The 22,358-nt window shown below is 68.1% G+C and carries 21 protein-coding genes; 14 read left to right on the forward strand and 7 right to left on the reverse strand.

Annotation, left to right across the window (positions count from 1 at the left end; translation table 11 throughout):
- The 5 genes from lysA (at nucleotide 1) to rho (ending at nucleotide 7,136) form a co-directional block, all read left to right on the forward strand.
- The gene (lysA, locus tag ACZ5ZX_RS07240; RefSeq protein ID WP_465501143.1) at nucleotides 1-1,434 is read left to right on the forward strand and encodes a diaminopimelate decarboxylase; all 1,434 of its coding nucleotides are present in this window, start codon (nucleotides 1-3) and stop codon (nucleotides 1,432-1,434) included.
- 3 nt (nucleotides 1,435-1,437) lie between these two features.
- A complete protein-coding gene (locus ACZ5ZX_RS07245; protein ID WP_465501144.1) occupies nucleotides 1,438-2,748 on the forward strand; it encodes a homoserine dehydrogenase in 1,311 nt (436 codons plus the stop codon).
- Nucleotides 2,745-3,806: a threonine synthase gene (thrC, locus tag ACZ5ZX_RS07250; protein WP_465501145.1), complete on the forward strand. Its 1,062-nt coding sequence runs from the start codon at nucleotides 2,745-2,747 to the stop codon at nucleotides 3,804-3,806. Before ACZ5ZX_RS07245 ends, thrC begins: the two co-directional genes overlap by 4 nt.
- Nucleotides 3,803-4,684, forward strand: coding sequence for a homoserine kinase (gene thrB / locus ACZ5ZX_RS07255; protein ID WP_465501146.1), 882 nt, complete (start codon nucleotides 3,803-3,805; stop codon nucleotides 4,682-4,684). Before thrC ends, thrB begins: the two co-directional genes overlap by 4 nt.
- A 418-nt stretch (nucleotides 4,685-5,102) precedes the next feature.
- Nucleotides 5,103-7,136 carry a transcription termination factor Rho gene (gene rho, locus ACZ5ZX_RS07260; protein WP_465501147.1) on the forward strand — a complete coding sequence of 678 codons (2,034 nt, stop codon included), beginning with the start codon at nucleotides 5,103-5,105 and terminating at the stop codon, nucleotides 7,134-7,136.
- A 203-nt stretch (nucleotides 7,137-7,339) separates the two neighbouring features.
- Here the strand turns inward: rho and ACZ5ZX_RS07265 are convergent, their stop codons facing one another.
- Nucleotides 7,340-7,885, reverse strand: coding sequence for a CHAP domain-containing protein (locus ACZ5ZX_RS07265; RefSeq protein ID WP_465501148.1), 546 nt, complete (start codon nucleotides 7,883-7,885; stop codon nucleotides 7,340-7,342).
- A 223-nt stretch (nucleotides 7,886-8,108) separates the two neighbouring features.
- Between ACZ5ZX_RS07265 and rpmE the strand changes: the two genes are divergently transcribed.
- From rpmE to ACZ5ZX_RS07280, 3 genes are all read left to right on the forward strand, one after another.
- The gene (rpmE, locus tag ACZ5ZX_RS07270; RefSeq protein WP_044852438.1) at nucleotides 8,109-8,336 is read left to right on the forward strand and encodes a 50S ribosomal protein L31; all 228 of its coding nucleotides are present in this window, start codon (nucleotides 8,109-8,111) and stop codon (nucleotides 8,334-8,336) included.
- Between the two features lie 97 nt (nucleotides 8,337-8,433).
- On the forward strand, nucleotides 8,434-9,504 hold the full coding sequence (gene prfA / locus ACZ5ZX_RS07275; protein WP_465501149.1) for a peptide chain release factor 1: 1,071 nt from the start codon (nucleotides 8,434-8,436) through the stop codon (nucleotides 9,502-9,504).
- Nucleotides 9,505-9,510: 6 nt separating this feature from the next.
- On the forward strand, nucleotides 9,511-10,191 hold the full coding sequence (locus ACZ5ZX_RS07280) for a hypothetical protein (protein ID WP_465501150.1): 681 nt from the start codon (nucleotides 9,511-9,513) through the stop codon (nucleotides 10,189-10,191).
- 95 nt (nucleotides 10,192-10,286) lie between these two features.
- On the opposite strand, the gene ACZ5ZX_RS07285 is transcribed toward ACZ5ZX_RS07280, so the two are convergent.
- The 6 genes from ACZ5ZX_RS07285 to ACZ5ZX_RS07310 all read right to left on the reverse strand — a co-directional run bounded on the left by ACZ5ZX_RS07285 (nucleotide 10,287) and on the right by ACZ5ZX_RS07310 (nucleotide 16,261).
- A complete protein-coding gene (locus tag ACZ5ZX_RS07285) occupies nucleotides 10,287-11,030 on the reverse strand; it encodes a hypothetical protein (protein WP_465501151.1) in 744 nt (247 codons plus the stop codon).
- A gap of 62 nt (nucleotides 11,031-11,092) precedes the next feature.
- Complete coding sequence (locus ACZ5ZX_RS07290; RefSeq protein WP_465501152.1) at nucleotides 11,093-11,524, reverse strand: GtrA family protein; 432 nt, start codon at nucleotides 11,522-11,524, stop codon at nucleotides 11,093-11,095.
- Nucleotides 11,521-12,513, reverse strand: a complete 993-nt coding sequence (locus ACZ5ZX_RS07295) for a glycosyltransferase family 2 protein (protein WP_465501153.1) — start codon at nucleotides 12,511-12,513, stop codon at nucleotides 11,521-11,523. The genes ACZ5ZX_RS07290 and ACZ5ZX_RS07295 overlap by 4 nt, the downstream gene beginning before the upstream one ends.
- Nucleotides 12,514-12,627: 114 nt before the next feature.
- Entirely contained in the window at nucleotides 12,628-13,893 is a 1,266-nt protein-coding gene (locus ACZ5ZX_RS07300) for a mannosyltransferase family protein (protein ID WP_465501154.1), read from the reverse strand.
- A 114-nt stretch (nucleotides 13,894-14,007) separates the two neighbouring features.
- A complete protein-coding gene (wsfD, locus tag ACZ5ZX_RS07305; RefSeq protein ID WP_465501155.1) occupies nucleotides 14,008-15,444 on the reverse strand; it encodes a glycan biosynthesis hexose transferase WsfD in 1,437 nt (478 codons plus the stop codon).
- A 31-nt stretch (nucleotides 15,445-15,475) separates the two neighbouring features.
- Nucleotides 15,476-16,261: an alpha/beta fold hydrolase gene (locus tag ACZ5ZX_RS07310; protein ID WP_465501156.1), complete on the reverse strand. Its 786-nt coding sequence runs from the start codon at nucleotides 16,259-16,261 to the stop codon at nucleotides 15,476-15,478.
- A gap of 59 nt (nucleotides 16,262-16,320) precedes the next feature.
- On the opposite strand from ACZ5ZX_RS07310, the gene ACZ5ZX_RS07315 reads away from it, so the two are divergent.
- The 6 genes from ACZ5ZX_RS07315 (at nucleotide 16,321) to ACZ5ZX_RS07340 (ending at nucleotide 22,308) form a co-directional block, all read left to right on the forward strand.
- The gene (locus ACZ5ZX_RS07315) at nucleotides 16,321-16,668 is read left to right on the forward strand and encodes a MerR family transcriptional regulator (RefSeq protein WP_465501157.1); all 348 of its coding nucleotides are present in this window, start codon (nucleotides 16,321-16,323) and stop codon (nucleotides 16,666-16,668) included.
- Between the two features lie 9 nt (nucleotides 16,669-16,677).
- Nucleotides 16,678-17,226 (forward strand): HD domain-containing protein, encoded by a 549-nt coding sequence (locus ACZ5ZX_RS07320; protein WP_061982291.1) that lies wholly within the window; start codon nucleotides 16,678-16,680, stop codon nucleotides 17,224-17,226.
- An 84-nt stretch (nucleotides 17,227-17,310) separates the two neighbouring features.
- Nucleotides 17,311-18,177, forward strand: coding sequence for a peptide chain release factor N(5)-glutamine methyltransferase (prmC, locus tag ACZ5ZX_RS07325; RefSeq protein WP_061982290.1), 867 nt, complete (start codon nucleotides 17,311-17,313; stop codon nucleotides 18,175-18,177).
- A gap of 130 nt (nucleotides 18,178-18,307) precedes the next feature.
- On the forward strand, nucleotides 18,308-20,293 hold the full coding sequence (locus tag ACZ5ZX_RS07330) for a M6 family metalloprotease domain-containing protein (RefSeq protein ID WP_465501158.1): 1,986 nt from the start codon (nucleotides 18,308-18,310) through the stop codon (nucleotides 20,291-20,293).
- 124 nt (nucleotides 20,294-20,417) lie between these two features.
- Nucleotides 20,418-21,068, forward strand: a complete 651-nt coding sequence (locus ACZ5ZX_RS07335; protein WP_465461427.1) for an L-threonylcarbamoyladenylate synthase — start codon at nucleotides 20,418-20,420, stop codon at nucleotides 21,066-21,068.
- 88 nt (nucleotides 21,069-21,156) lie between these two features.
- Nucleotides 21,157-22,308 (forward strand): glycosyltransferase family 4 protein, encoded by a 1,152-nt coding sequence (locus tag ACZ5ZX_RS07340; RefSeq protein ID WP_465501159.1) that lies wholly within the window; start codon nucleotides 21,157-21,159, stop codon nucleotides 22,306-22,308.
- The last annotated feature ends 50 nt before the right edge of the window (nucleotides 22,309-22,358 follow it).

A 22,358-nucleotide genomic window follows, 5' to 3' on the forward strand; every position in this document is an offset into this window, starting at 1 on the left:
ATGGCTCACCCCGCGGGCCCCCGCCACGCCGACGTCTACCCACACGCCGACGCCTCCGGTTTCCCGCCGTCGACTCCGGAGGAACTCGACAGGCTGTACCCGAAGGTCTGGCCTCGCAACACTTTTCGCGGCGGAGACGGTGTCGTGCGCATCGCCGGCGTCGACGTCCGCGAACTCGCCGAGAAGTACGGCACGCCGCTGTTCGTCGTCGACGAGGCGGACTTCAAGTCCCGTTGCGCCGACTACGCCGAGGCCTTCGACGACCCGGCGCTCGTGCACTACGCGTCCAAGGCGTTCCTGTCCATCGAGATCGCCCGCTGGGTGGCCGAGCAGGGACTGAGCCTGGACGTCTGCAGCGGCGGCGAACTCGCCGTGGCGCAGCGCGCGAACTTCCCCGCCGAGCGGATCACCTTCCACGGCAACAACAAATCGGTCGCCGAACTCGAAGCCGCCGTCGAGGCCGGTGTCGGCACGGTCGTGGTCGACTCCTACTACGAGATTGCGCGGCTCGCCGATGTCGCCGCCCGGCACGACATCGTCCAGAACGTGCTGATCCGGGTCACGGTCGGCGTCGAGGCGCATACCCACGAGTTCATCGCGACCGCGCACGAGGACCAGAAGTTCGGTTTCTCGCTGGCTTCCGGTGACGCGGCCGAGGCGGTGCGCCGGGTGCTCAACGCGCCGTCGCTCAAACTGATCGGCCTGCACAGCCACATCGGTTCGCAGATCTTCGACGCCGACGGTTTCGAGGTCGCGGCCCGCCGCGTGGTCGGTCTGCTGGCCGAACTCGCCAAGGAACACGGCACCGACCTGCTCGACCAGCTGGCGATCGTCGACCTCGGCGGTGGTTTCGGTATCGCCTACACCGACAAGGACAACCCGCCGCCGCCCGCGCAGATGATCACGCAGATCCGCGAGATCGTCCGCAAGGAATGCGAGTACGCGGGTCTTCCGGTGCCGAAGATCGCCGGGGAGCCGGGCCGCGCCATCGCCGGTCCCGGCACGATCACCCTGTACGAGGTCGGCACCATCAAGGACGTCTCGCTCGGCGACAAGGCCGCCCGGCGCTACGTCAGCGTGGACGGCGGGATGAGCGACAACATCCGCACCGCGCTCTACGACGCGGTGTACGACTGCCGTCTCGTTTCCCGCTCCGCCGACGACGACGGGGACGGCCAGGCCGCCGCCGCGCTGTCCCGGGTCGTGGGAAAACACTGTGAGTCCGGCGACATCGTCGTCCGGGACTGCTGGCTCCCCGACACTCTTGCTCCCGGCGACCTGCTCGCCGTGGCGGCCACCGGGGCGTACTGCTACTCGATGGCCAGCGGCTACAACCGGCAGCCGCGGCCCGCGGTGGTGGCCGTGCGCAATGGCAGCGCCCGGGTGCTGCTGCGGCGGGAGACGACGGACGACATGCTGCGCCTGGAGGTCTAGCAAGTGTCTACTGTGGACGGACGTGTGATCAGGGTCGCCCTGCTCGGTTGCGGGACGGTCGGTGGCGAGGTCGTCCGGCTGCTCACCGAGCAGGCCGACGAACTCGCCGCCAGGGCCGGTGCACGGGTGGAGCTGGCGGGTATCGCGGTCCGGCGCCCCGACAAGCACCCCGAGCTGCCGCCGGAACTGGTGACCTCCGATGTGACGAAGCTCGTCACCTCCGACGAGGTCGACGTGGTCGTCGAACTGGTCGGCGGGATCGAGCCGGTGCGGCAGTGGCTGCTCGACGCGCTCAAGGCCGGGAAATCCGTTGTCACGGCGAACAAAGCGCTGATGGCCGAACATTCCGCGGAATTGTTCGAGGCCGCCGACGCGTCCGGCGTGGACCTGTACTTCGAGGCGGCCGTGGCCGGGGCGATCCCGTTGCTGCGCCCGCTGCGCGAATCGCTGGCCGGTGACCGCATCACCCGCGTGATGGGCATCGTCAACGGCACCACCAACTTCATCCTCTCCGCGATGGACTCCACCGGCGCGGGCTACGCGGAAACGCTCGAAGAGGCCAGCAGGCTCGGATACGCCGAGGCGGACCCGACGGCCGACGTCGACGGCTACGACGCCGCCTCCAAGGCCGCGATCCTCGCCTCGCTCGCGTTCCACACCAGGGTCACCGCCTCCGACGTGCACCGTGAGGGCATCGCCGACGTCACCGCGTCGGACCTCGCCGCGGCGAAGGTACTGGGCCGCACGGTGAAACTGCTCGCCATCTGCGAGCGCGTCACCTCCGACGACGGCACCGAATCCGTTTCGGCGCGGGTGCATCCGGTGATGATCCCGCGCAACCACCAGCTCGCCGGGGTCGGCGGCGCGTACAACGCCGTCTACGTCGAGGCCGACGCCGCCGGTGAGCTGATGTTCTACGGTCAGGGCGCCGGTGGCGCGCCGACCGCGAGTGCCGTGCTCGGCGACCTCGTCGCGGTGGCTCGAAACCGGGTCGTCGGCGGCCGTGGCCCGCGCGAATCCGCGCACGCCGCGCTCCCGGTCAGGCCGATGGGCCAGACGCCGACGCGGTACCACGTCAGTCTCGACGTGGCCGATCGAGCGGGCGTCCTCGCCCAGGTGGCCCAGGCGTTCGCCGGGCACGGCGTCAGCATCGCCGCGGTGCGGCAGCGGGACGCCAACGACACGGCCAGCCTGGTCGTGGTCACCCATCTGGCGCCGGACGCGGCACTGCGGTCCACTGTGGACGACATTGCCAAGCTCGATGTGGTGAACCAGGTCGTCAGTGTGATGCGGGTGGAAGGCGAAGACCAGTGATTCCCCAACCATGGCCAGGAATCATCCAGGCCTACCCGGACCGGATCCCGGTCCCGTCCGGCGCGAAGGTGATCACCCTCGGCGAAGGCAACACCCCGTTGCTGCCCGCGCCGCACCTTTCGGAACTCACCGGCTGCGAGGTCTTCCTCAAGGTCGAAGGCGTGAACCCGACCGGGTCGTTCAAGGACCGCGGGATGACCGTCGCCATCACGCACGCGCTCGCCAGCGGGCTGCAGGCGGTCATCTGCGCCTCCACCGGCAACACCTCGGCCTCGGCCGCGGCCTACGCGGCGCGTGCCGGGCTCACCTGCGCGGTGCTGGTCCCGCAGGGCAAGATCGCGATGGGCAAACTCGCCCAGGCGGTCGTGCACGGCGCGCGGATCCTGCAGGTGGACGGCAACTTCGACGACTGTCTCGAACTGGCGCAGAAGACCGCGATCGACTATCCGGTCACCTTGGTCAACTCGGTCAACCCGGTGCGCATCGCGGGCCAGAAGTCGGCCGCGTTCGAAATCTGTGACGCACTCGGCCGGGCACCCGACATCCACTGTCTCCCGGTCGGCAACGCGGGCAACATCACCGCGTACTGGGCGGGCTATTCCGAGTACGCGGGCGACGGTGTGGTGAAGAACACCCCGCGGATGTTCGGTTTCCAGGCGGCGGGCGCCGCGCCGCTCGTGCACGGCGAGCCGGTGGCCGATCCGGACACCATCGCGACCGCGATCCGCATCGGCAGCCCCGCTTCCTGGGACGGCGCGATGAAGGCGAAGAACGCCTCCGCCGGTCTGTTCGAAGCGATCACCGACGAGAAGATCCTCGAGGCGTACCGGCTGCTCGCCCGCAAGGAGGGCGTGTTCGTCGAGCCCGCCTCGGCGACCAGCGTCGCGGGCCTGCTCGCCACGGCCGCCGACGGCCGCCTGCCGAAGGGGTCCACCGTCGTGTGCACCGTCACCGGGCACGGCCTCAAGGACCCGGCCACGGCGCTCGAGGGCAACGTCGAGGTCGAGCCGCTCGCCGTCGACCCGACCGCCGTCGCCGCCGCGCTGGACCTGCGATGACGCTGCTCAAGGTCAAGGTCCCGGCGTCGTCGGCGAACCTCGGTCCGGGCTTCGACACGCTGGGCCTGGCGCTGGCGTTGTACGACCGGGTCGAACTCCGGATCACCGACGCCGGGCTCAAGATCGAAGTGATCGACGACGGCGCCGGGGACGTGGAAGATGTCCCGACCGACGAAACGCACCTGGTCGTACGGGCTTTCCGGCGAGGCTGCGAACATCTCGGCCTCCGCCCGCCCGGCCTGCATCTGCGGTGTTTCAACGCCATCCCGCACGCCCGCGGCCTCGGTTCGTCGGCGTCCGCCGTCGTCACCGGTGTCGCGGCCGCGTACGCGCTGGCTGAGAAGGCTTTGGACGACGACGCGCTGCAGCTGGCGGCCGCGTTCGAGGGACACGCCGACAACGCCGCGGCGAGCCTGCTGGGCGGTTTCGTGGTCGCTTGGCAGGAGGGCGGACGGTTCCGCGCCGAACGGCTCCAGCCGCATCACGACGTCCGGCCCGTGGTGGCGATCCCGGCGTTGCGTTCCTCGACGGACGCGACGCGCGGGCTGCTGCCCGACCAGGTCCCGCACGCCGACGCGGCGTTCACCGCGGGCCGCGCGGCACTCGCGGTCCACGCGCTCACCGCACGCCCGGATCTGTTGCTCTCCGCGACCGAAGATCGGCTCCATCAGCATTACCGCGCGTCCGCGTACCCGGCGAGCAGTGAGCTGGTGCGCGCGCTGCGGGCCGAAGGGGTGGCCGCGGCCATTTCCGGTGCTGGTCCGACCGTGCTCGCGCTGACCACCGACGGAATACTCCCCGCCGGTGTCGACGTTACATCTTTCGACGTCACCGAGCTGCCGATCGATCCGGGCGGCGTTCAGGTTGCGGCTCAGTAAAGCCTCGGTCACGTGCAGGAGCGCCATCCCGCCACGCGGGGGGTGGTTGTTGCACCCGGCGGTGGCGCGGTCTACCCTCGGGGGCGTTCGATCACCGTGCGTTTCCGCACCCGGTGCCGGTCCAGGTGACCAGTGACATCCCTGGCCCGCATCCTTCGTTGATCCGCCAGTTCCGTACTCCGTCTGGCAAGCGGGAGTGGCGGATGGACGCAGGCGGGTTCCCGGTTCCGGCGGTGCCGAATTCCGCTTCCTCCGTTTGGAGGACGCAAACCCCTGTGCTGGAGGCCTTCTAGCTGTGTTCAACACGGCCGAGGAGCTGATCGCCCGTATTGGGGGCCAGATACGCCGTTTCGCAATCGGACGCGAACGGCGGTCCGCTGATCCACCTGGAGGCGTGGATCGGTCAGGAAGGACATTTGTGAGCAACACCGATCTTTTGAGCGACGTCGAAGGTGGCGCCGCCGAGTCGAACGGCGTCGTCGCTCCCAAGCGCACGGTCGGCGGATTGACCGGCAAGACCGTCGCCGAACTGCGCTCGATCGCTGGGGACCTTGGCATCGGCGAGACCACGGGTATGCGTAAGGGCGACCTGATCGCGGCCATCCGCGAGCGCCAGGGCAAGACCAAGCGCAAGTCCCCCGCCGCGGCGAGCGAAACGCTTCCGCTCGAGGGGATCGATGCACCACGAAAGGCTCCGAAGGCCGAAGCGCCCAAGGCGGCCCCGAAGCAGGAGGCCCCCAAGGCCGAAGCGCCGAAGGCGGAAGCCGCCCCGGCCGAAGCCCCGCGCGTCGAGAAGGCGGAGAAGGTCTCGGAGAACGGCTCCGCGCCGGCCGCCGAGCGGCCCGCGCAGCAGGAGACCGGCCAGCAGGACGGCCAGCCGCAGCAGGAAGAGGGCGGCCGTAGCCGCCGTCGTCGCGGCTCCAACCGCGCCGCGGGTTCGCCCGACCAGGGTGGTCAGCCGCGTGAACGCGGTGAACAGCGTGAGCGTGGCGAGCAGCGTGAGCGCGGTGACCGCAACGAGCGCGGCGACCGTGGTGAACGTGGCGACCGCGGTGAGCAGGGCGGTAACCGTCAGGGCAACCGGGACGGCGGCCGTGACGGCAACCGGGAGAACCGGGGTCAGGACAACCGGGGCCAGCGCAACCAGCAGAGCGGCCAGGACAACAGCCAGCGCCAGGGCCAGGGCCCGCAGAGCGACGACGACGAGGAAGGCGGCCGTCGCGGCCGTCGCTTCCGCGACCGTCGCCGCCGGGGTTCCGGCGGTGGCCGCGAACAGGGCGGCTCGCCCGACACCGAGATCCGCGAGGACGACGTCCTGCTGCCCGTCGCGGGTATCCTCGACGTGCTCGACAACTACGCCTTCGTGCGTACCTCGGGTTACCTCGCCGGGCCGAACGACGTGTACGTCTCGCTTTCGCTGGTCCGCAAGTACGGCCTGCGCCGCGGTGACGCCATCACCGGTGTCGTGCGCCAGCCGCGTGACGGCGAGCAGCAGCGGCAGAAGTTCAACCCGCTGGTGCGCGTCGACTCGATCAACGGCCTGGAGCCGGACGAGGCCAAGCGCCGTCCCGACTTCACCAAGCTGACGCCGCTGTACCCGAACGAGCGGCTGCGCCTCGAGACCGAGTCGCACAAGCTCACCACCCGCGTCATCGACCTGGTGATGCCGGTCGGCAAGGGGCAGCGTGCGCTGATCGTGTCGCCGCCGAAGGCCGGTAAGACCACGATCATGCAGGACATCGCGAACGCGATCTCCACGAACAACCCCGAGTGCCACCTGATGGTCGTCCTCGTCGACGAGCGTCCGGAAGAGGTCACCGACATGCAGCGGTCGGTGAAGGGAGAGGTCATCGCCTCGACCTTCGACCGTCCGCCGTCCGACCACACGTCGGTCGCGGAGCTGTCGATCGAGCGGGCGAAGCGCCTGGTCGAGATGGGCCACGACGTCGTCGTGCTGCTCGACTCGATCACCCGCCTCGGCCGTGCGTACAACCTCGCGGCCCCGGCTTCCGGCCGGATCCTCTCCGGTGGTGTCGACTCGACCGCGCTCTTCCCGCCGAAGCGTTTCCTCGGCGCGGCGCGCAACATCGAGAACGGCGGCTCGCTCACGATCTTCGCCACGGCGATGGTCGAGACCGGGTCCACCGGTGACACGGTCATCTTCGAGGAGTTCAAGGGCACCGGTAACGCGGAGCTCAAGCTCGACCGGAAGATCGCCGAGCGCCGGGTGTTCCCCGCGGTGGACGTCAACCCGTCCGGTACCCGCAAGGAAGACCTGCTGCTCTCGCCGGACGAGCTCGCGGTCACCCACAAGCTGCACCGGGTGCTGCACGCGCTGGACTCGCAGCAGGCCATAGACCTGCTCATCTCGCGACTGCGCAAGACGAAGACCAACATCGAGTTCCTCATGCAGGTCTCGAAGACGGCCCTCGGCTCGAACGACGACGACTGATCTTCGGTCGCCTTCGGTACCACCGCTTTGCGATGAAGGGGCCTTTCCTGGCGAATTTCGCCAGGAAAGGCCCCTTCATCACATCCTGGGGAGGGCCCCTTGCGGGGCGGCACGGATGTTCTCAGCGCCTCGCTTGGGACGATCACCGTCTCAAGCGAGGCGCCCGCGACCCGCGAAGCCGTACCACTCACGAGACCGAAGGCTCAGCGGTGCGGCACAGCGGCGGGGGTCCAGCCGCGGTAGTTGTTGAAGTAGTTCACGCTCGAAGCGTGGCCGATCTTGCCGCCGATGCTGGAGGCGTAGATCCCGCCGGAGCCGTCGGCGATGCCGACGTGGCCCCACTGGCTGATGTTCCAGTAGACGAAGGCGCCCTTCGGCGGCGTGCCGGTCGTGTGCTTCGGGCTCGCGCCGTTCCAGTGCGCGTTGGCCGAGGCCCAGACGCCGGTGGTGCCGTAGGCGTTCTCGACGGCCTTCTCGCAGAGGCCCTGGTATGCGGTGGAGCCGGCGTGGTTCTTGAACCACTGGACGGCGCCGGCGGGCGTGCCGTCCCCGGCGCCCTGGATCGAGAGGTCGCCCTCGGGCACCGTGGTGAAGGTGCCTGCCGCCGGGTTGATGTCGGCCGCGGTGATGGTGGTGCCCGCGTCGGGAGCGGCCGGAGCGGCTCCGGCGACCGGTGCCACGGCGAGGGCCGCGATGGCCAAGGCTGCGACGGACGCCAGCTTCGCCACCTTGGCAAGGATGGTGCGCATGTTCAGTACCTCCTGTTGAGGAATTACCAACATGAGGACCTTCGCGTGGGTAGGTACAAATTTCGTACAACTCACCGTCGATAGTTGATAACTCAACGTGTTGGAATATGCCGGGGGAGGGGTGCGTTAACCTCACTGCCAGCGCGTCTGGCAAAATCATCCGCTGAAGTCCGGCACCGGTTCACCCCGCACTGGGGACCCGGGGCCAACGAGAGAGGACACCATGAAGAGCGGTATTCACCCCGAGTACGTGGTCACGAACGTGGACTGCGACTGCGGTAACACCTTCACCACGCGCAGCACCAAGACCTCCGGCAAGCTCCACGTCGAGATCTGCTCGAACTGCCACCCGTTCTACACCGGCAAGCAGAAGCTCATGGACACCGGCGGCCGCGTCGCGCGCTTCGAGGCTCGCTACGGCAAGCGCAAGAAGGCCGAAGACGCCAAGTAGCTTGAACGACGGCGCCTACCCGCATGTCCGGGTAGGCGCCGTTTTTCATGGTTTCGCAGGCGTTCGCCTTGTCCGACGGCCGTAGAGAGGTGGAGTGGTGGATTCGAGTTCGCTGAAGGGTCTGCTCGAGGAGCACGCCCAGCTGGAGAAGCAGCTGGCCGACCCGTCCGTGCACGCCGACCAGGCGAGGGCACGCAAGCTCGGCCGCCGCTACGCGGAGCTGAGCCCGGTCGTGAAGACGATCCGCGAGCTCGACTCCGCCCGTGAAGACCTCGAAGCGGCGAAGGAGCTCGCTTCGGAAGACGCCGCCTTCGCGGCCGAGGCCGAGGAGATCACCGCCAAGATCCCCGCGCTCGAGGCCAGGCTCTCCGAACTTCTCGTGCCGCGGGACCCGTACGACGGTTCCGACGTGGTCATGGAGATCAAATCGGGTGAAGGCGGCGAGGAGTCGGCGCTGTTCGCCGGCGACCTGCTGCGCATGTACCTGCGCTACGCCGAACGTCACGGCTGGAAGGCCGAGGTCCTCGACTCGGTCGACTCGGACCTCGGCGGTTTCAAGGACGTCACCGTGTCCATCAAGAGCCGCTCGGCCGACGTCGACGGCGTCTGGGCCCGGCTGAAGTTCGAGGGCGGGGTGCACCGCGTGCAGCGCGTGCCCGCCACCGAATCACAGGGCCGCATCCACACCTCGGCCTCCGGCGTGCTCATCTACCCCGAACCCGAGGACGTCGAGGTCGAGATCGACCCGAACGACCTGCGGATCGACGTCTACCGCTCGTCCGGCCCCGGTGGCCAGAGCGTGAACACGACCGACTCGGCGGTGCGGATCACGCATATCCCGACCGGCGTGGTCGTCTCGTGCCAGAACGAGAAGTCGCAGATCCAGAACCGGGCCCGCGCCCTGCAGGTGCTGCAGGCCCGCCTCCAGGCGATCGCCGAGGAAGAGGCCGCCGCGAAGGCCTCGGACGCGCGCCGCTCGCAGGTTCGCACCGTCGACCGCTCCGAGCGGATCCGCACCTACAACTTCGCCGAGAACCGCATCGCCGACCACCGGGTCAACTACAAGGCCTACAACCTGGACCAGGTACTCGACGGCGACCTCGACAACGTGCTGGACGCGCTCATCACCGCGGACCGCGAAGAACGACTCGCCGCCCACGGCGGTTGACCTTCGGTGTCGGGCGACATCTTCCTCGACACCGCCGAGCCGTCCCACCCGGATTTCTGGTGGAACGCCTCGAGCGGGGTGATCGGCTGGGTCATCGACGTGCTCATCGAGCACGTGACCGATCCCGGGCTGAAGGCCGAGCTGGTCGAGTACCGGGGCTTCACCCTGTTCGGTGTCAGCGCGTTCGGGGAGCGGGCGCCGGAACTCATCCGGGTGCTGCGCACCGAGCTGTACACGGCGGCCGAAAGCGCGGTCGCCGCCGGTGAGCTGGCCGACTGGATGCTTCCGCGTATCGCCGAACTGGCCCGGTACGCGGACTGGTGGGCCGAGCTGAGCTGGGATTCCGCCGAACCCATGCCGGGACGATCACCGCTCGGATACTTCCTGTTCTACGAAGAGCGGCTGCCGGAGTCTTGGTGGATCGCACCGAGGGAACTGGTGCTGTGGGTACTGGATGTGTTGCTGGAGAACGCTTCCTCGCCCGGCCTCGCGGCGAAACTCGGTCAGCTGCGTGAGGCGAAACAAGTCCTTTTGGCGACGCTTCTGTTCGACGAGGAGCAGCTCGCGGAGGTACTCGCGATCCTTCGATGGCGGCTCCGGCCCGCGGCCGAGCGGACGTTCACCGATCAGCGGCGTACCGATGTGGAACGTCTGGCCTCGCTCGCCGTCAAGTGGAAGTCCCGCTGACGACTTGCTGGCGTGAGGTACATGATGGCCCCCTTCCTTGCGCCTAAGCGCAAGGAAGGGGGCCATCATGTACTGGGGAAGGTGTGAATCGCCACTCACGACCAACCCGGCTCGGTGGAGAACGGGTCGTCTTCCAGTCCGGTGTGGATGGCCCGGACCGACATGCCGACGTGAGAGAGGCGTTCGGTCACCTCGTTCGTGACCCTGCTGAGTGCCTCTTCGCCGCTTTCTCCAGCGGCGGCCGGGAAAGCCGACATCAGCACCGCTTCGCACGGTCCCGCGTCCGTGTTGATCCGGACCAGCGACGCCGCGAGGTCGGTCGCCGGTCGGCCGCAAAGCTCGACAGCCAGCCGCAGGTCCCCGGTGGGGACGTAAAGATGTACCCGCGAAATGACGTCGGTCTCCTCGCGCGGAGTGAAATCGTGCCGGGGGACGTAGGCGGGTTCACGCGGATCGGTGCCGCCGACGCTCGCCATGAGCGAATAAAGCGTGTAGCCGTCGGTTTCGGTGTCGTAAGCGTCGTAACTTCCGTATTGGCCGGTTTCCGGCGTGCCGTGGATTTCGAAGAATTCCGCGTTGAGCCCGAAGTGAAAAAGCGCCGGTAGTACGGCACGGTGCAGGGTGTCGGCGAGCTCCTCGCCGTCCGCGGGCGGGGTGCGATAACCGACGGAGACCGCGTAACCCCTCCGGCCGCCTTCCGGGTCCGCGCGGCAGATCTCCAGCTCGGTGGCCTCGAACTCGCCGATGAGACGGTCGCCCAGCGCGGCCGCCGTCGCGAAATCGTCGGTATCGATATTCGCGGATATCCGTGTGACGACTTCGGTTTCTCGGAGATCCATGACCATTTCGCGGGGCCCTTCGGCGACAACAGGTGCGATCAGCCTACTGTCGGCGCCGTGGTTCAGCCTGCCTGGGAGCCAGGCTGGACCACCGCGGGTTCGGCTGTGCCCTGCCGAAAGACGATCTTCTTGTACAACAGGTAGTTCCACACCATGCCGACCGCGATCGCGCCCAGTTTCGGGATGAACACGTTGATCCCGGGGAACAGCTTGGTGACCGCGAAGATCACCGCGGCGTGCACGACCCACAGGCCGAACGCGGTCACGGCGAAGAAAAGGACGGCCTGACGGCGGATGTCGCCGTCCTTCGCGCGAAAGGTGAAGTTCCGGTTGAGCGTGAAGCTCAGGAGCATGCCCGCCGTGGTCGAGATGAAGTTCGCGACGAATATCGGGACGCCGAGTGTGGCCAGCAAGGCGTATCCGAGCGCGTCGACCGCGGTGTTGACGACTCCGACGACGCCGAAGCGCACCTGGGTGCCACTGATCGGCTTCACCGTGCGAGGTTTCCGGACTTGGTGGCCGCGAGATCCGTCGAGCCGGTGCGGACCGACGCGACGCCGTAGAGCGGGCGGTTCTGTACCTGGGAGTACGTCCGGCCGATATAGCTGCCGAGCACGCCGAGCATGATGATCTGGATACCGCCCAAGAAGAACATCGCGGCGGTGATGAAGGCCCAGCCCGGCACGGCGGTGGCGGGCGCGAAGAGTTTGACCCCGAGCACGTAGAGAATCCCGATGAAGCTGAGCAGCGAGATCAGGTACCCGAGCCGGCTGATCATCCGCAGCGGCACGACGGAGAAGCCGAGGATGCCGTCCCCGGCGAAGCGGAGCATCTTCCGCAAGGGGTAGCCGGTCACGCCCGCGTGCCGCTTGTCGCGGTCGAACAGGACGGCTGTCTGCCTGAAGCCGATGTAGCTGACCAACCCGCGCAGGAACCGATCCCGTTCGCGGTATTTCCGCAGCTCGTCGACGACCTTGCGGTCGATCAGGCGGAAGTCGCCGGTGTTACGGGGAATGTCGACCGACGCCATCTTCCGGAGGAACCAGTAGAAGGCGCCGGCGGTGAACTTCTTGAACACCGAATCCTGGCGCGAGCGACGCTGGGCGTAGACGACTTCGAAGCCTTCTTCCCACTTCTCGATCAATTCCAGCGCCACCCTCGGCGGGTCCTGCATGTCGCTGTCCATGATGATCGCCGCGTCCGCGTCCACCAGGTCGAGCCCGGCGGTGACCGCCAGCTGGTGGCCGAAGTTGCGGGAAAGTTCGATCACGGTGACCCGGTCGTCTCGCCTGCTCAGCGCGGTCAGCAGGTCCATCGAACGATCGCTGCTGCCGTCGTCGATGTAGACGAAACTGAAGTCGTAGTGGTCGACGAGCGGCGTGATCGTCTCCTCCACCGTGCGGTGGAGGAGTTCGATGTTCTCTTCCTCGTTGTAGATCGGGAAGATGAACGCGATCCGGCGTCTGTCGTGGTCCGCGGGCACTGAATACCCCCTGGTGCGGTTTTCGAGAGAAGGCGGTGAGTAAGTCTCACGGCCAGAACGGAGTTGATTCTAGAAGATCGTCGGAATGTCTTATCCCGAGGCCTGCGGGTGTTCTCATCCTGCCCAGTGGCCTGCGGTGAAACGGATGAAGATCGCGCCGCAGATCAACGAATTGAAGTACAACGTCGCGTAAACCGCGCCGCGCAGTTTCGGTCGCCGTTCGGCCAAAAGCACCAATGCGAGGTACATGACCAGACAGGGGAGCAGGTACCGGTGCACCGAGACGACGTTGCTGTTGAGCGTCAACATCACCAGGGAGGCGATCCCGAACAGCGCCGGCGGCAGGCCGTTCGACCGTAATGCGACGAAGAAATAGACGGATGCCGCCAGGAGCAGGACCAGGCCGATTGTCGGCAGCACGTGGCTCATCAGCGTCCATGCGGTCATCGGACTGCTACCGGCAAGGGCGCTCGCGGTGATCCTCAATTCCGTCAGCGCCGTGGCGAAGACGTTCGGGTCGAACTTGTGGTACGACCAGGTGCCGGCACTCTCGAGCGCGGTGAAGTTCGCCGTCGCGCTTCCGGTCTGCAGTTTCATGTACAGCATGTGCGCGGCGAGGCCGAGATAGGCGACCGGGAACCAGACGATCGTCCAGGACAGCAGACCGCGCGGCTTCCAGCCGACGGAGCGCCAGAATTCGAGGAAGCACAGCCCGATGAACACCGCGGCGGTGATCCGCGACGCGGTGAGCGGGATCAGGCACAGCCCCATCCACAGCCATTGGCGCCGTAACGCGAAAAGGTACGACCAGAAGCCGAGGGCGCAGAACACCGCTTCGCTGTAGAACGAGTGCAGGAAGAAGGCGGCGGGCGCGGTCAGGAACGCGGCGACGACCAGCCAGTGCGAACGAGTGGCGGTGAGGAAGAACCGGGAGATCTTGAGCAATGCGACGCAGGCCAGCCAGGTCGCGATCAGGTTGACGATGAACCCGGCCGTGATCAGCCCGATGGTGCCGAAACCGAGGGTTTTGACCAGCCAGACGCAGATCGGGAACACCGGGTAGAACGCGCGGACCGGCACGAAGCTGCCCGTGTACGCGTGTTCGGAGATCTCGCCGTAGTTGCCCGCGTCCCAACGGTAGGTGTGGGAGAGCAGGCTCGACGTCGAGCCGATACCGGTCTGGGGAATGCCCTCGCTCGACGGAGTGGAGGGACCGAACAGCCATGCCAGCGTGGTCAGTGCGACGTTCCACGCCAGGACGGCCAAAAGGACTTTGCCGTAATCACCGGCCAGCCAGCCGTATACTCTTTCGCGCCCGGTTCTTCGTTCGATCGAGTCCGCGGGAGTCGTGGAGACACCCTCCGTGATGATGCCGGTCATAGCTGAATTACTACAGGGGTGACACGGAGTCACTCGAACGGGGTGCCGATGCCCCGGTGGACGGGACGAAAAAGTAATGGGGCCGGATCCGCCGAAGACGGGGATATCACTCGTTCAGGAGACCGTGACCGCTGTCTTTGTGTTCTCAAGCTTCTCTTCGCGGTCCGATCCGTCGTTTCGCCGGGGCAGGAACGAGAGCGCGGCGAAGGCGGCGGCGAGCAGGGTCGGGTAGATCGTCAGCTGCTGGTGCTTGATGTTCTCGATGCCTTCCGCGAGACCGGACACCAGGATCTGGCCCATCGCGAAGAACAGGAACAGGAGCACCACGATGCCGACGTCGCGGCGTCCGGTGCGGTTCCGGAAGGCGCGGAGCCCGGCCCAGCCGATGAGCAGCCAGATCGGCAGCAGGGCGAAGAGCCCCAGCGGCGCGATCCAGCCGGTGATCCCGGACAGGACCGGGACGCGGTACTCCTTGGCGAGCGGCGGTTGCCCGGCGTGTTCGCCGAAGCTGCCGAGGTTCGGCACCCGCGCGGTGAGCGTCTCCTGCGCGGACCGGTGCAGCATCTGGACCACCCGCCCCGGGTGATCGAGGTAGTACTGGGCGACGTTGCGGCGGCTGATCTTGTCGCGGTACCGGCCGTACGCGGGATCGTGCCAGGCCGCGTCCGCGCTCCACCAGCCCGTGCCGACGTACTTCGCGAACTCGGGCGGCAGGCCCAGTGCGGCGAGGTCGCCGGCGGTGTCGTGCTTGCCGTCCACGATTCCGTTGAAGATGACGTGGTACATGTTGGCTTCGCGGTATTCCGCGTTGGCCGAGTCGCCAGCTCCCTGCACCAGCGCGGTACCCGTGCCGACCACGGCGAGCACGGCCAGCGGCAGCGCCCACCGGGCGAGGCCGCGGCTGCCCGCCGGGCGGACGAACAGCAGTGCGAGCGCGAAGAGCGGGATCAGCAGCAGCGTCTGCGACTTCGCGTTGATCCCGACCATCGCGCCGAGCACGGTGACCGCGGCGCCGGTGTAGCGCCACGGCCCGGTGCGGTGCATCAGCAGCAGCCCGCCGGCGAGCAGGAACATCCCGACGAAGGCGGCGCCCTCGCTCAGCACCGAGGCGAAGTATCCGAAGAAGGCCGAGTCCGCCGCGACCAGCAGCAGCGCGGCCGTGGCGAAGACACTGTTCCGGACCGAGAGCCGCAGGCCGACGACGATCGCGGCGATCCCGCCCGCGACCAGCAGACAGCCCAGCACCCCCAGGACCAGCAGGTTCAGTATCGCGGACGAGCCGAGCAACTGCCCGATCCCGCTGGCGATCTTGTCGATCCAGCTCTGGCTGGAGATGTACTCGCTCTTGCAGGCCGGGGCGGTGCCGTAGGAGAAGCGGACGAAGATTTCCGAAGGCCTGTCGAGTTCGCGGGCGCCGAGCTGGCACAGGATGCGCCAGCCGTCGCCGTTGTCCGCCATGCCGATCGGACGCGGCACCAGGAAACGCACGAGCAGCACCCCGAGCGCGGCGGAAAACACGCCGAGGGCCAGTCGGAATTCCCGGATCTTCACCCGCGCCACCATAGAAGACGCCGAAGCGTAATCAGTGCGTACCCTCGCTAACCACTGAGGAGAGGAACTTCTGGATCACGCCGAGCCATTCGTCGCGGGCTTCCACGCCGATACCGTGCCCGGCCTCGATCTCGACCAGTTCGGCGCCGGGGATCCCGGCCGCGAGTTCACGCGAATGGGCGGGCGGGGCGAGGCCGTCCTGGGTGGTGGCGACGACCAGCGCCGGTACCGAGATCCCGGCAAGTTCGGCGCGGGTGTCGACGCTCGCGACCAGTCCGACGTGTTCGGGGCTGCCCGCCGGGATGAACTCGGCGAGCCCGTCGATGGCGGCTTCGAGCTGGGCCGGGGTGAGCGCGTTCAGATACGTCTCGCCGGTGGCGGCGAAGGTGAGGAACTTCGCCAGCAGCCTGCGGTCGCCGTCGAGCAGCTCGCGCCAGATGTCGACCGCCAGCAGGAGCCGGTTGTCCGGTTTCGTGAAGCCCGCGGTCAGGATCAGCCCGGTGACCCGCTCCGGATGCCGGGTCGCGATGCGCACGGCGACGCCGGTGCCCAGGGAGTAACCGAGGATCGCGAAGCGCTCTAGCCCGGCGTCGACGGCGATGGCGACGAGTTCGTCGGCGACGGTGTCGAGGTCCAGCGGCCCGGTGGCGCGCGGGGTGGCTCCGGTGCCGGGATAGTCGGGACCGACGACGGTGTGGGTGCGGGCGAGGTCGTCGAGAATGCCGCCGAAGTTGCCCTCTACGCTGCCGCCGCCACCGTGGGCGAGCAGCAGGCCGGGACCTGAACCGCGGACGATGTGCGCGAAATGATTCGTCATGCCGCCGACGTTAGGTACTGACATCGATGTGAAGGTCAATCGCGGATGACGGGGGTCACATGCTGATCGGCGAACTGTCCAGGCGGACCGGGGTGAGTCACCGGCTGCTGCGCTATTACGAGGAACAGGGACTGCTGGTCTCCCGGCGCGACGGCAACGGCTACCGCACGTTCGACGACGACGCGGTCATCGCCGTCCGTCAGATCCGCGCGCTGCTCGCGGCCGGGCTGAGCACGCAGGTCATCGCCAAGATGCTCCCGTGTGCCAAGGGTGAACTGCCCGAGCTGGACATGTGCCCGACCGTGGTGGCGGAGATCCGCCGCGAACTGGCCGAGATGGACGACCGGATCGACACGCTCCGGCGGCGACGGGGGACACTGGCCGGATATCTCGTCGTCGACGCGTAGAGGAGCAGCGTGGAAGCCCTGGCCAGATTCGGGTTCGAACTGGGTGTGCTCAAGCGGATCCGACGGGCCGGGTGGTGGCAGGCGGGGGTCCGCGATCCCGAATCGGTCGCCGAGCACACGACGCGGGTCGCGCAGCTGGCCGGGCTGCTGGCGGCCGAGGGCGGTGCCGACCCGGCGCGGGCGGCGTATCTCGCGCTCTGGCACGACACGCAGGAGACGCGGACCGGCGACCTCCCGCATACGATCAAGGGCTTCGTCGAGAAGCCGGACCCGAGGGCGATCACGGCCGCGCAGACGTCGGCGCTTCCCGGTGCCGCCCGGGACTCGGTGCGCGAAGCCGTCGATGAGTACGAGACCGCGGAGAGCCCGGAGGCGCTGTACGCGCGTGACGCGGACAAGCTCGAGATGCTGCTCCAGGCCGTCGAGTACCGCGATATCGGCGTACGGAACGTCGACGAGTGGATCGCTTCGGCGACGAAGAGCCTCCAGACGGACCTCGCGCGGCGAGTGGCCGAAGCGGCGCTGACGTTGTCGTCGCTCTCGTGGCGGGTGCGCTGAAGGGAATCGATACCCTGAGCCCGCGTGTACCGCCCCCGGCACGCATGCCTTGTGTGTCAGGCTTGACTCTGTGAAGGAACACCAGTGAACCGGCAGCCGTTGCGCCTCGCCATCATGGAAGCGACCCGGATTCTCACCGAGGCCGGGGTGGCGTCACCGCGCTCGGACGCGGAGATCATCGCCTCGCATGTCCTCGGCGTCGAACGCGGCCGCCTCCCGATGGTGCCGCTGGTGGACCCGCCGGTCATCGACGCGATCGGCCAGCTGGTGAACCAGCGCGCCAAACGGATCCCGCTGCAGTACCTCACCGGCTGGGCCGCGCTCGGCGACATCACGGTCAACGTCGGCGCCGGGGTGTTCGTCCCGCGCCCGGAGACCGAACTGCTCCTGGAATGGGGCCTCAAACTGCTGCACGGGCGCGAGTACCCGGTGGTGGTCGATCTGTGCACCGGCTCCGGCGCGCTGGCGCTGGCCGTGCAGCACGCGCGGCCGGACGCGGTCGTCTACGCCGTCGACATCGACGCGCAAGCGCTCGCCTGGGCCCGGCACAACGCCGACGTCCACGCCGACGCGGGGGACACGCCCATCCGGCTGTACTCCGGCGACGTCGCGGACAGCACGATGTTCGCCGAACTCGACGGGCTCGTCGACCTGGTCCTGTGCAACCCGCCGTACGTGCCGGAAGGCACGCCGGTACCGGCGGAGGTCGCCGAGCACGACCCGCCGCGGGCGGTGTTCGCGGAGGAGAGCGGGCTGGCCGTGATCCGGCACGCGATCGCCGCCGCCGCGCGGTTGCTGCGGCCCACCGGCGGGATGGCGATCGAGCACGACGACACGCACGGTTCCGCCGTCCCGGCGCTCGTGCGCGCGCGGCGGGTGCTGACCGACGTACAGGGCCACCTCGACCTCGCCGGACGGCCGCGTTTCGTCACCGCTTTGCGCGTCTCTTGACGTCCTTCACGCGGAGCTGGGCCGGATAGTTAGCGGGACTCACGACTTCCGGCGGTGCCCAGGGCAAAGGCCACCTCCTAACGTCGGACAAGGCCGCCTGATCGGCGGTCCGACTGGGAGGTGTACCCCGATGCGATCGTCTCTCCGACGAACCCCACTCAGAACACTCGCCGTACTCGCCACCGCCGTGCTGTTGCCGGGCCTTCTCGCTCAGCCGGCGTCCGCCGCGGTGCCGGTGCAGGGCTGGCCCGCCCCGATCGACGGGTCGACCTGGGAGAACCAGGACCACATGACGTGGGACGACTACCGCAAGCCACCCGGCACCAACTGGGCCGATCCGGCGCTGAAGCCGACCAAACGGATGTTCAAGGGCGCCGTGGTCCTCGCGGACTACCCGGACCAGGAATTCGCCGTCACGCAGGCCCCGCATTCGACGGTGTTCGGCAACCCCGGCCCCGCCGCCAGCAACATCCCCCGGGCCGGCGTCGCGAAGTTCTACCAGGACTTCCTCAACAAGCCGCAGGCGCTCAATCGCGGCCACACGATCAACGAGTACTGGATGGAGGACTCCGGCGGCAGGCTGGGCGTCGAACTGACCGCGTTCGGCCCTTACCGGCTGCCGGGCAAGTCCTTCGAGTACGGCATGGAATTCCAGCCGGACGCCTGCCCGCCCACCGCGAACTGCAAACGCGACCTGCGTGCCGACGCGGGCGCGGCCTGGCGGGCCGACGTCGGTGACGTCGCCAAGCAGTTCGACTTCGTCTTCTACCTTTCCGCCGGGCAGGACGAGAGCGCGACCTGGCAGGAATTCGGCGTGATGAAATTCGGCGAGCCGGGCAACGTGCCCGACGAATTCGGCCCCGGGGTCGCCGGTATGCCGAACGCCGCGGCCACCCGCTACGTTCCGTGGACTTCGTGGAAATCGGCCGCGAGCATCTGGCCGAACGCGGTCACCGGCTCCTCGACCCAGGCGGAAAGCTCGGGTCAGGCGGTTTACGCGCACGAATTCAGCCACATTCTCGGCATCGGCGACAATTACAACAACCCATTCGGAAATCCGCCGTCCCGCGCCTACACCGGACCGTGGGAAATGATGTCGCGCGGTACGTTCAACGGGCCGGGCGGACCGCACACCCGCTGGCAGATCCCGGCGACACAGGGCGGTTCGATGGGGGCGCATCACATGCTGCGCACCAAGATGAAACTCGACATCGTCGACCCGGAAGACGTGCTCAAACTCGACCGGAACCAGCTCGCGAAGTCCGGCCCGGTCTCGGCGCGGATCACGGCGCGTTCGGTTCTTCCGGGGCAGGGCGCGTACAGCGGGCTCAACATCGCGCTCACCGGCGGGGACCTTTCGCCGAAATGCGATCGCTCGAAGGATCCGTTCTGTGACGGCGGCGGGTACGACAATTACACCGTCGAGGTCGTCGACCGGATGGGCAGCGATTCCTTCGCGCCCGATTCCGGGGTCATCATCGCGAAGACCAAGAACCAGGACAACGCCCCGTTCGAATGGATCGTCGACGCGAACCCGGCCGACATCGGCATGACCGACTACAAGAAACCGGACGGCACCGCGGTCCCGATCACCATCGGCGACTACCGCCAGCTCAACGACGCCGCGTTCAAGGCTGGCACCGGTTCGGCGAGCAAGTACGAGTACACCGATCAGGCGAACCGGCTGAAGTTCCTGGTCTCGGACGTCGAACGCGACCGCAAGGGCGTGCTGTCCTACGTCGTCACGGTGGCCTCGCTCGACGGCGCCGGCACGCAGGCCAGGGGTGTCTCGCTGTGGCCGTCGGCCCCGGCGTTCGCCAAGCAGGGGCTCGCGAGCTGCTCGTTCCCGGTGCTCAACACGGGCGACGCGAAGGGCGCGGCCGCGCCCTTCGACACCGACACCTACCGGCTGAGCGCGTCCACCACCGCGAAGGGCTGGGAGGTCCGGCTGCCGAACGAGCTGTCCACCGTCCCGTTCGGCGGGCGGTCGTCGGCGACGGCGCACGCCAAACGGGCCGCGGGCGGTGACCACGTCGCGCACATCAAGCTGACCGCGACGTCGATCGCCGACCCGGCGAAGACGGCGACGTCGTTCTGTACCGCTTTCGCCTTGTAACGGGAGCGCGGTTCTGAGGTGAAGGGGCCTTTCATCGCAAATTTTGCGATGAAAGGCCCCTTCACCTCACGCGCGTGGGCACCTTCGCGAGCCCCCGAAGCGCACAGGGATAGGCTCAAGCGCCATGAGCGCGGTGTACGACTGCAGCAAGCGTGAAACGCGGGCCGACGGGCTCGCCGCGGCGGCGAGCGCGGTGCGCTCCAGCCGTCTCGTCGTCCTTCCGACCGACACGGTCTACGGCATCGGCGCGGACGCCTTCGACGGCGGCGCCGTCCAGTCCCTCCTGCGGGCCAAGAACCGCGGCCCGGACATGCCGGTCGGTGTCCTCGTCGGCTCCTGGTCCACTGTGGACGGACTGGTGCTCGGCACGCCGCCGCAGGCCCGTGCGCTCATGGAGGCCTTCTGGCCGGGCGACCTCTCCATCGTCCTGCCGCACGCGCCGAGCCTGCAGTGGGATCTGGGCCAGTCACGCGGAACGGTGATGCTGCGCATGCCGCTGCACCCGGTCGCGCTGGAGCTGCTGCGTGATGTCGGCCCGATGGCGGTCTCCAGCGCCAACGTGTCCGGTCAGCCGCCCGCCTCCACCGCGCAGGAAGCGGTCGACCAGCTCGGTGACAGCGTCGCGGTGTACCTCGACGGCGGATCCACCGGCGCGCCCGTTCCGTCCACGATGGTCGACCTCACCGGCGACGACCCGGTCATCCTGCGGGAGGGCGCGGTCAGCCGCGCCGCGGTCGCGGAAGTACTGGGTGTGCCAGCGGAGTCACTCGCCTGATTCACCGGGTGTCAGTACCGTGTCCGGGCGTATCCCCCCAGCGCGGTAGCGTGTTCGAGTGACTTGGACCTCGGCGGCGTAACGCACCATGCCTCCTACGCAAGGCCTCCCGATCCGGGAATACCTCCTCGTCGCCCTCACCGCGGCGGCCGTTACCTTCCTGCTCACCGGCGTGGTGCGCCGCGTCGCCATCCGGATCGGCGCGATCGCCAACCCGCGGGCCCGTGACGTCCACGTCACCCCGATCCCGCGGATGGGCGGGATCGGCATCTTCCTCGGCGTCGCCGCCGCGATGGGGCTCGCGCACCAGTTGCCCGCGCTGAGCCGCGGCTTCGACTACTCCTTCGACTCGCTGGGCGTCCTGCTCGCCGCGGGGGTCATCTCCCTGATCGGCGCGCTCGACGACCGCTTCGAACTGGACGCCTGGACGAAACTGGCTGGCCAGGTCATGTGCGCCGGGATCCTGGTGATCTTCGGCGTGCAATGGGTGTCGTTCTGGGTCCCGTGGGGCGGTGGCGGCGAGTCCTTCGGCCAGGTGCTGGTGCTGGACAAGAACCAGGGCGCGCTGCTCACCGTCGTGCTGGTGGTCGTCATGGTGAACGCGATGAACTTCGTCGACGGCCTCGACGGGCTCGCCGGCGGCCTCGGCTTCATCGCCGCGGCTGCTACGTGCTCGTTCTCCCTCGGCCTGCTCGACTCCTCGGGTGGCGACGTCGGCGCGTACCCGCCCGCCCTCATCGCGGCCACGCTCGCCGGGGCCTGTCTGGGCTTCCTGCCGTACAACTTCCAGCCCGCGAAGATCTTCATGGGTGACTCGGGCTCGATGATGATCGGGCTCATGCTGGCCGGTGCGACGACGTCCGCGTCGGGCCGTGTGCCCTATCCGCAGTTCAGCGGTAAGGACGCGCTCGCGCTGCTCTCGCCGCTCGTCGTGGTCGCCGCGGTGCTGTTCGTGCCGATGCTCGACCTGATCATGGCCGTCGTCCGCCGTACCCGTCGCGGCGAGAGCCCGTTCGCCGCGGACAAGATGCACCTGCACCACCGTCTGCTGGAGATCGGCCATTCGCAGCGCCGCGCCGTGCTGCTCATCTACTTGTGGGCGGGTCTGCTCGCGTTCGGCGCGGTTTCGGTGACGCTCTTCGACAGCGTCGCGGTTTTCTGGATTGTCGGATTCGGCTTCCTGCTGGCGACACTGGTGTCGGTCATCCCCCGGCTGCGGTCGCGGAACCGAACCGCCTGAAAGACGCGATCCGCGCGGGCCTACACTGGCGGGCTGAGACGACCAGGGAG

Source organism: Amycolatopsis sp. NPDC033938, from assembly GCF_055575975.1.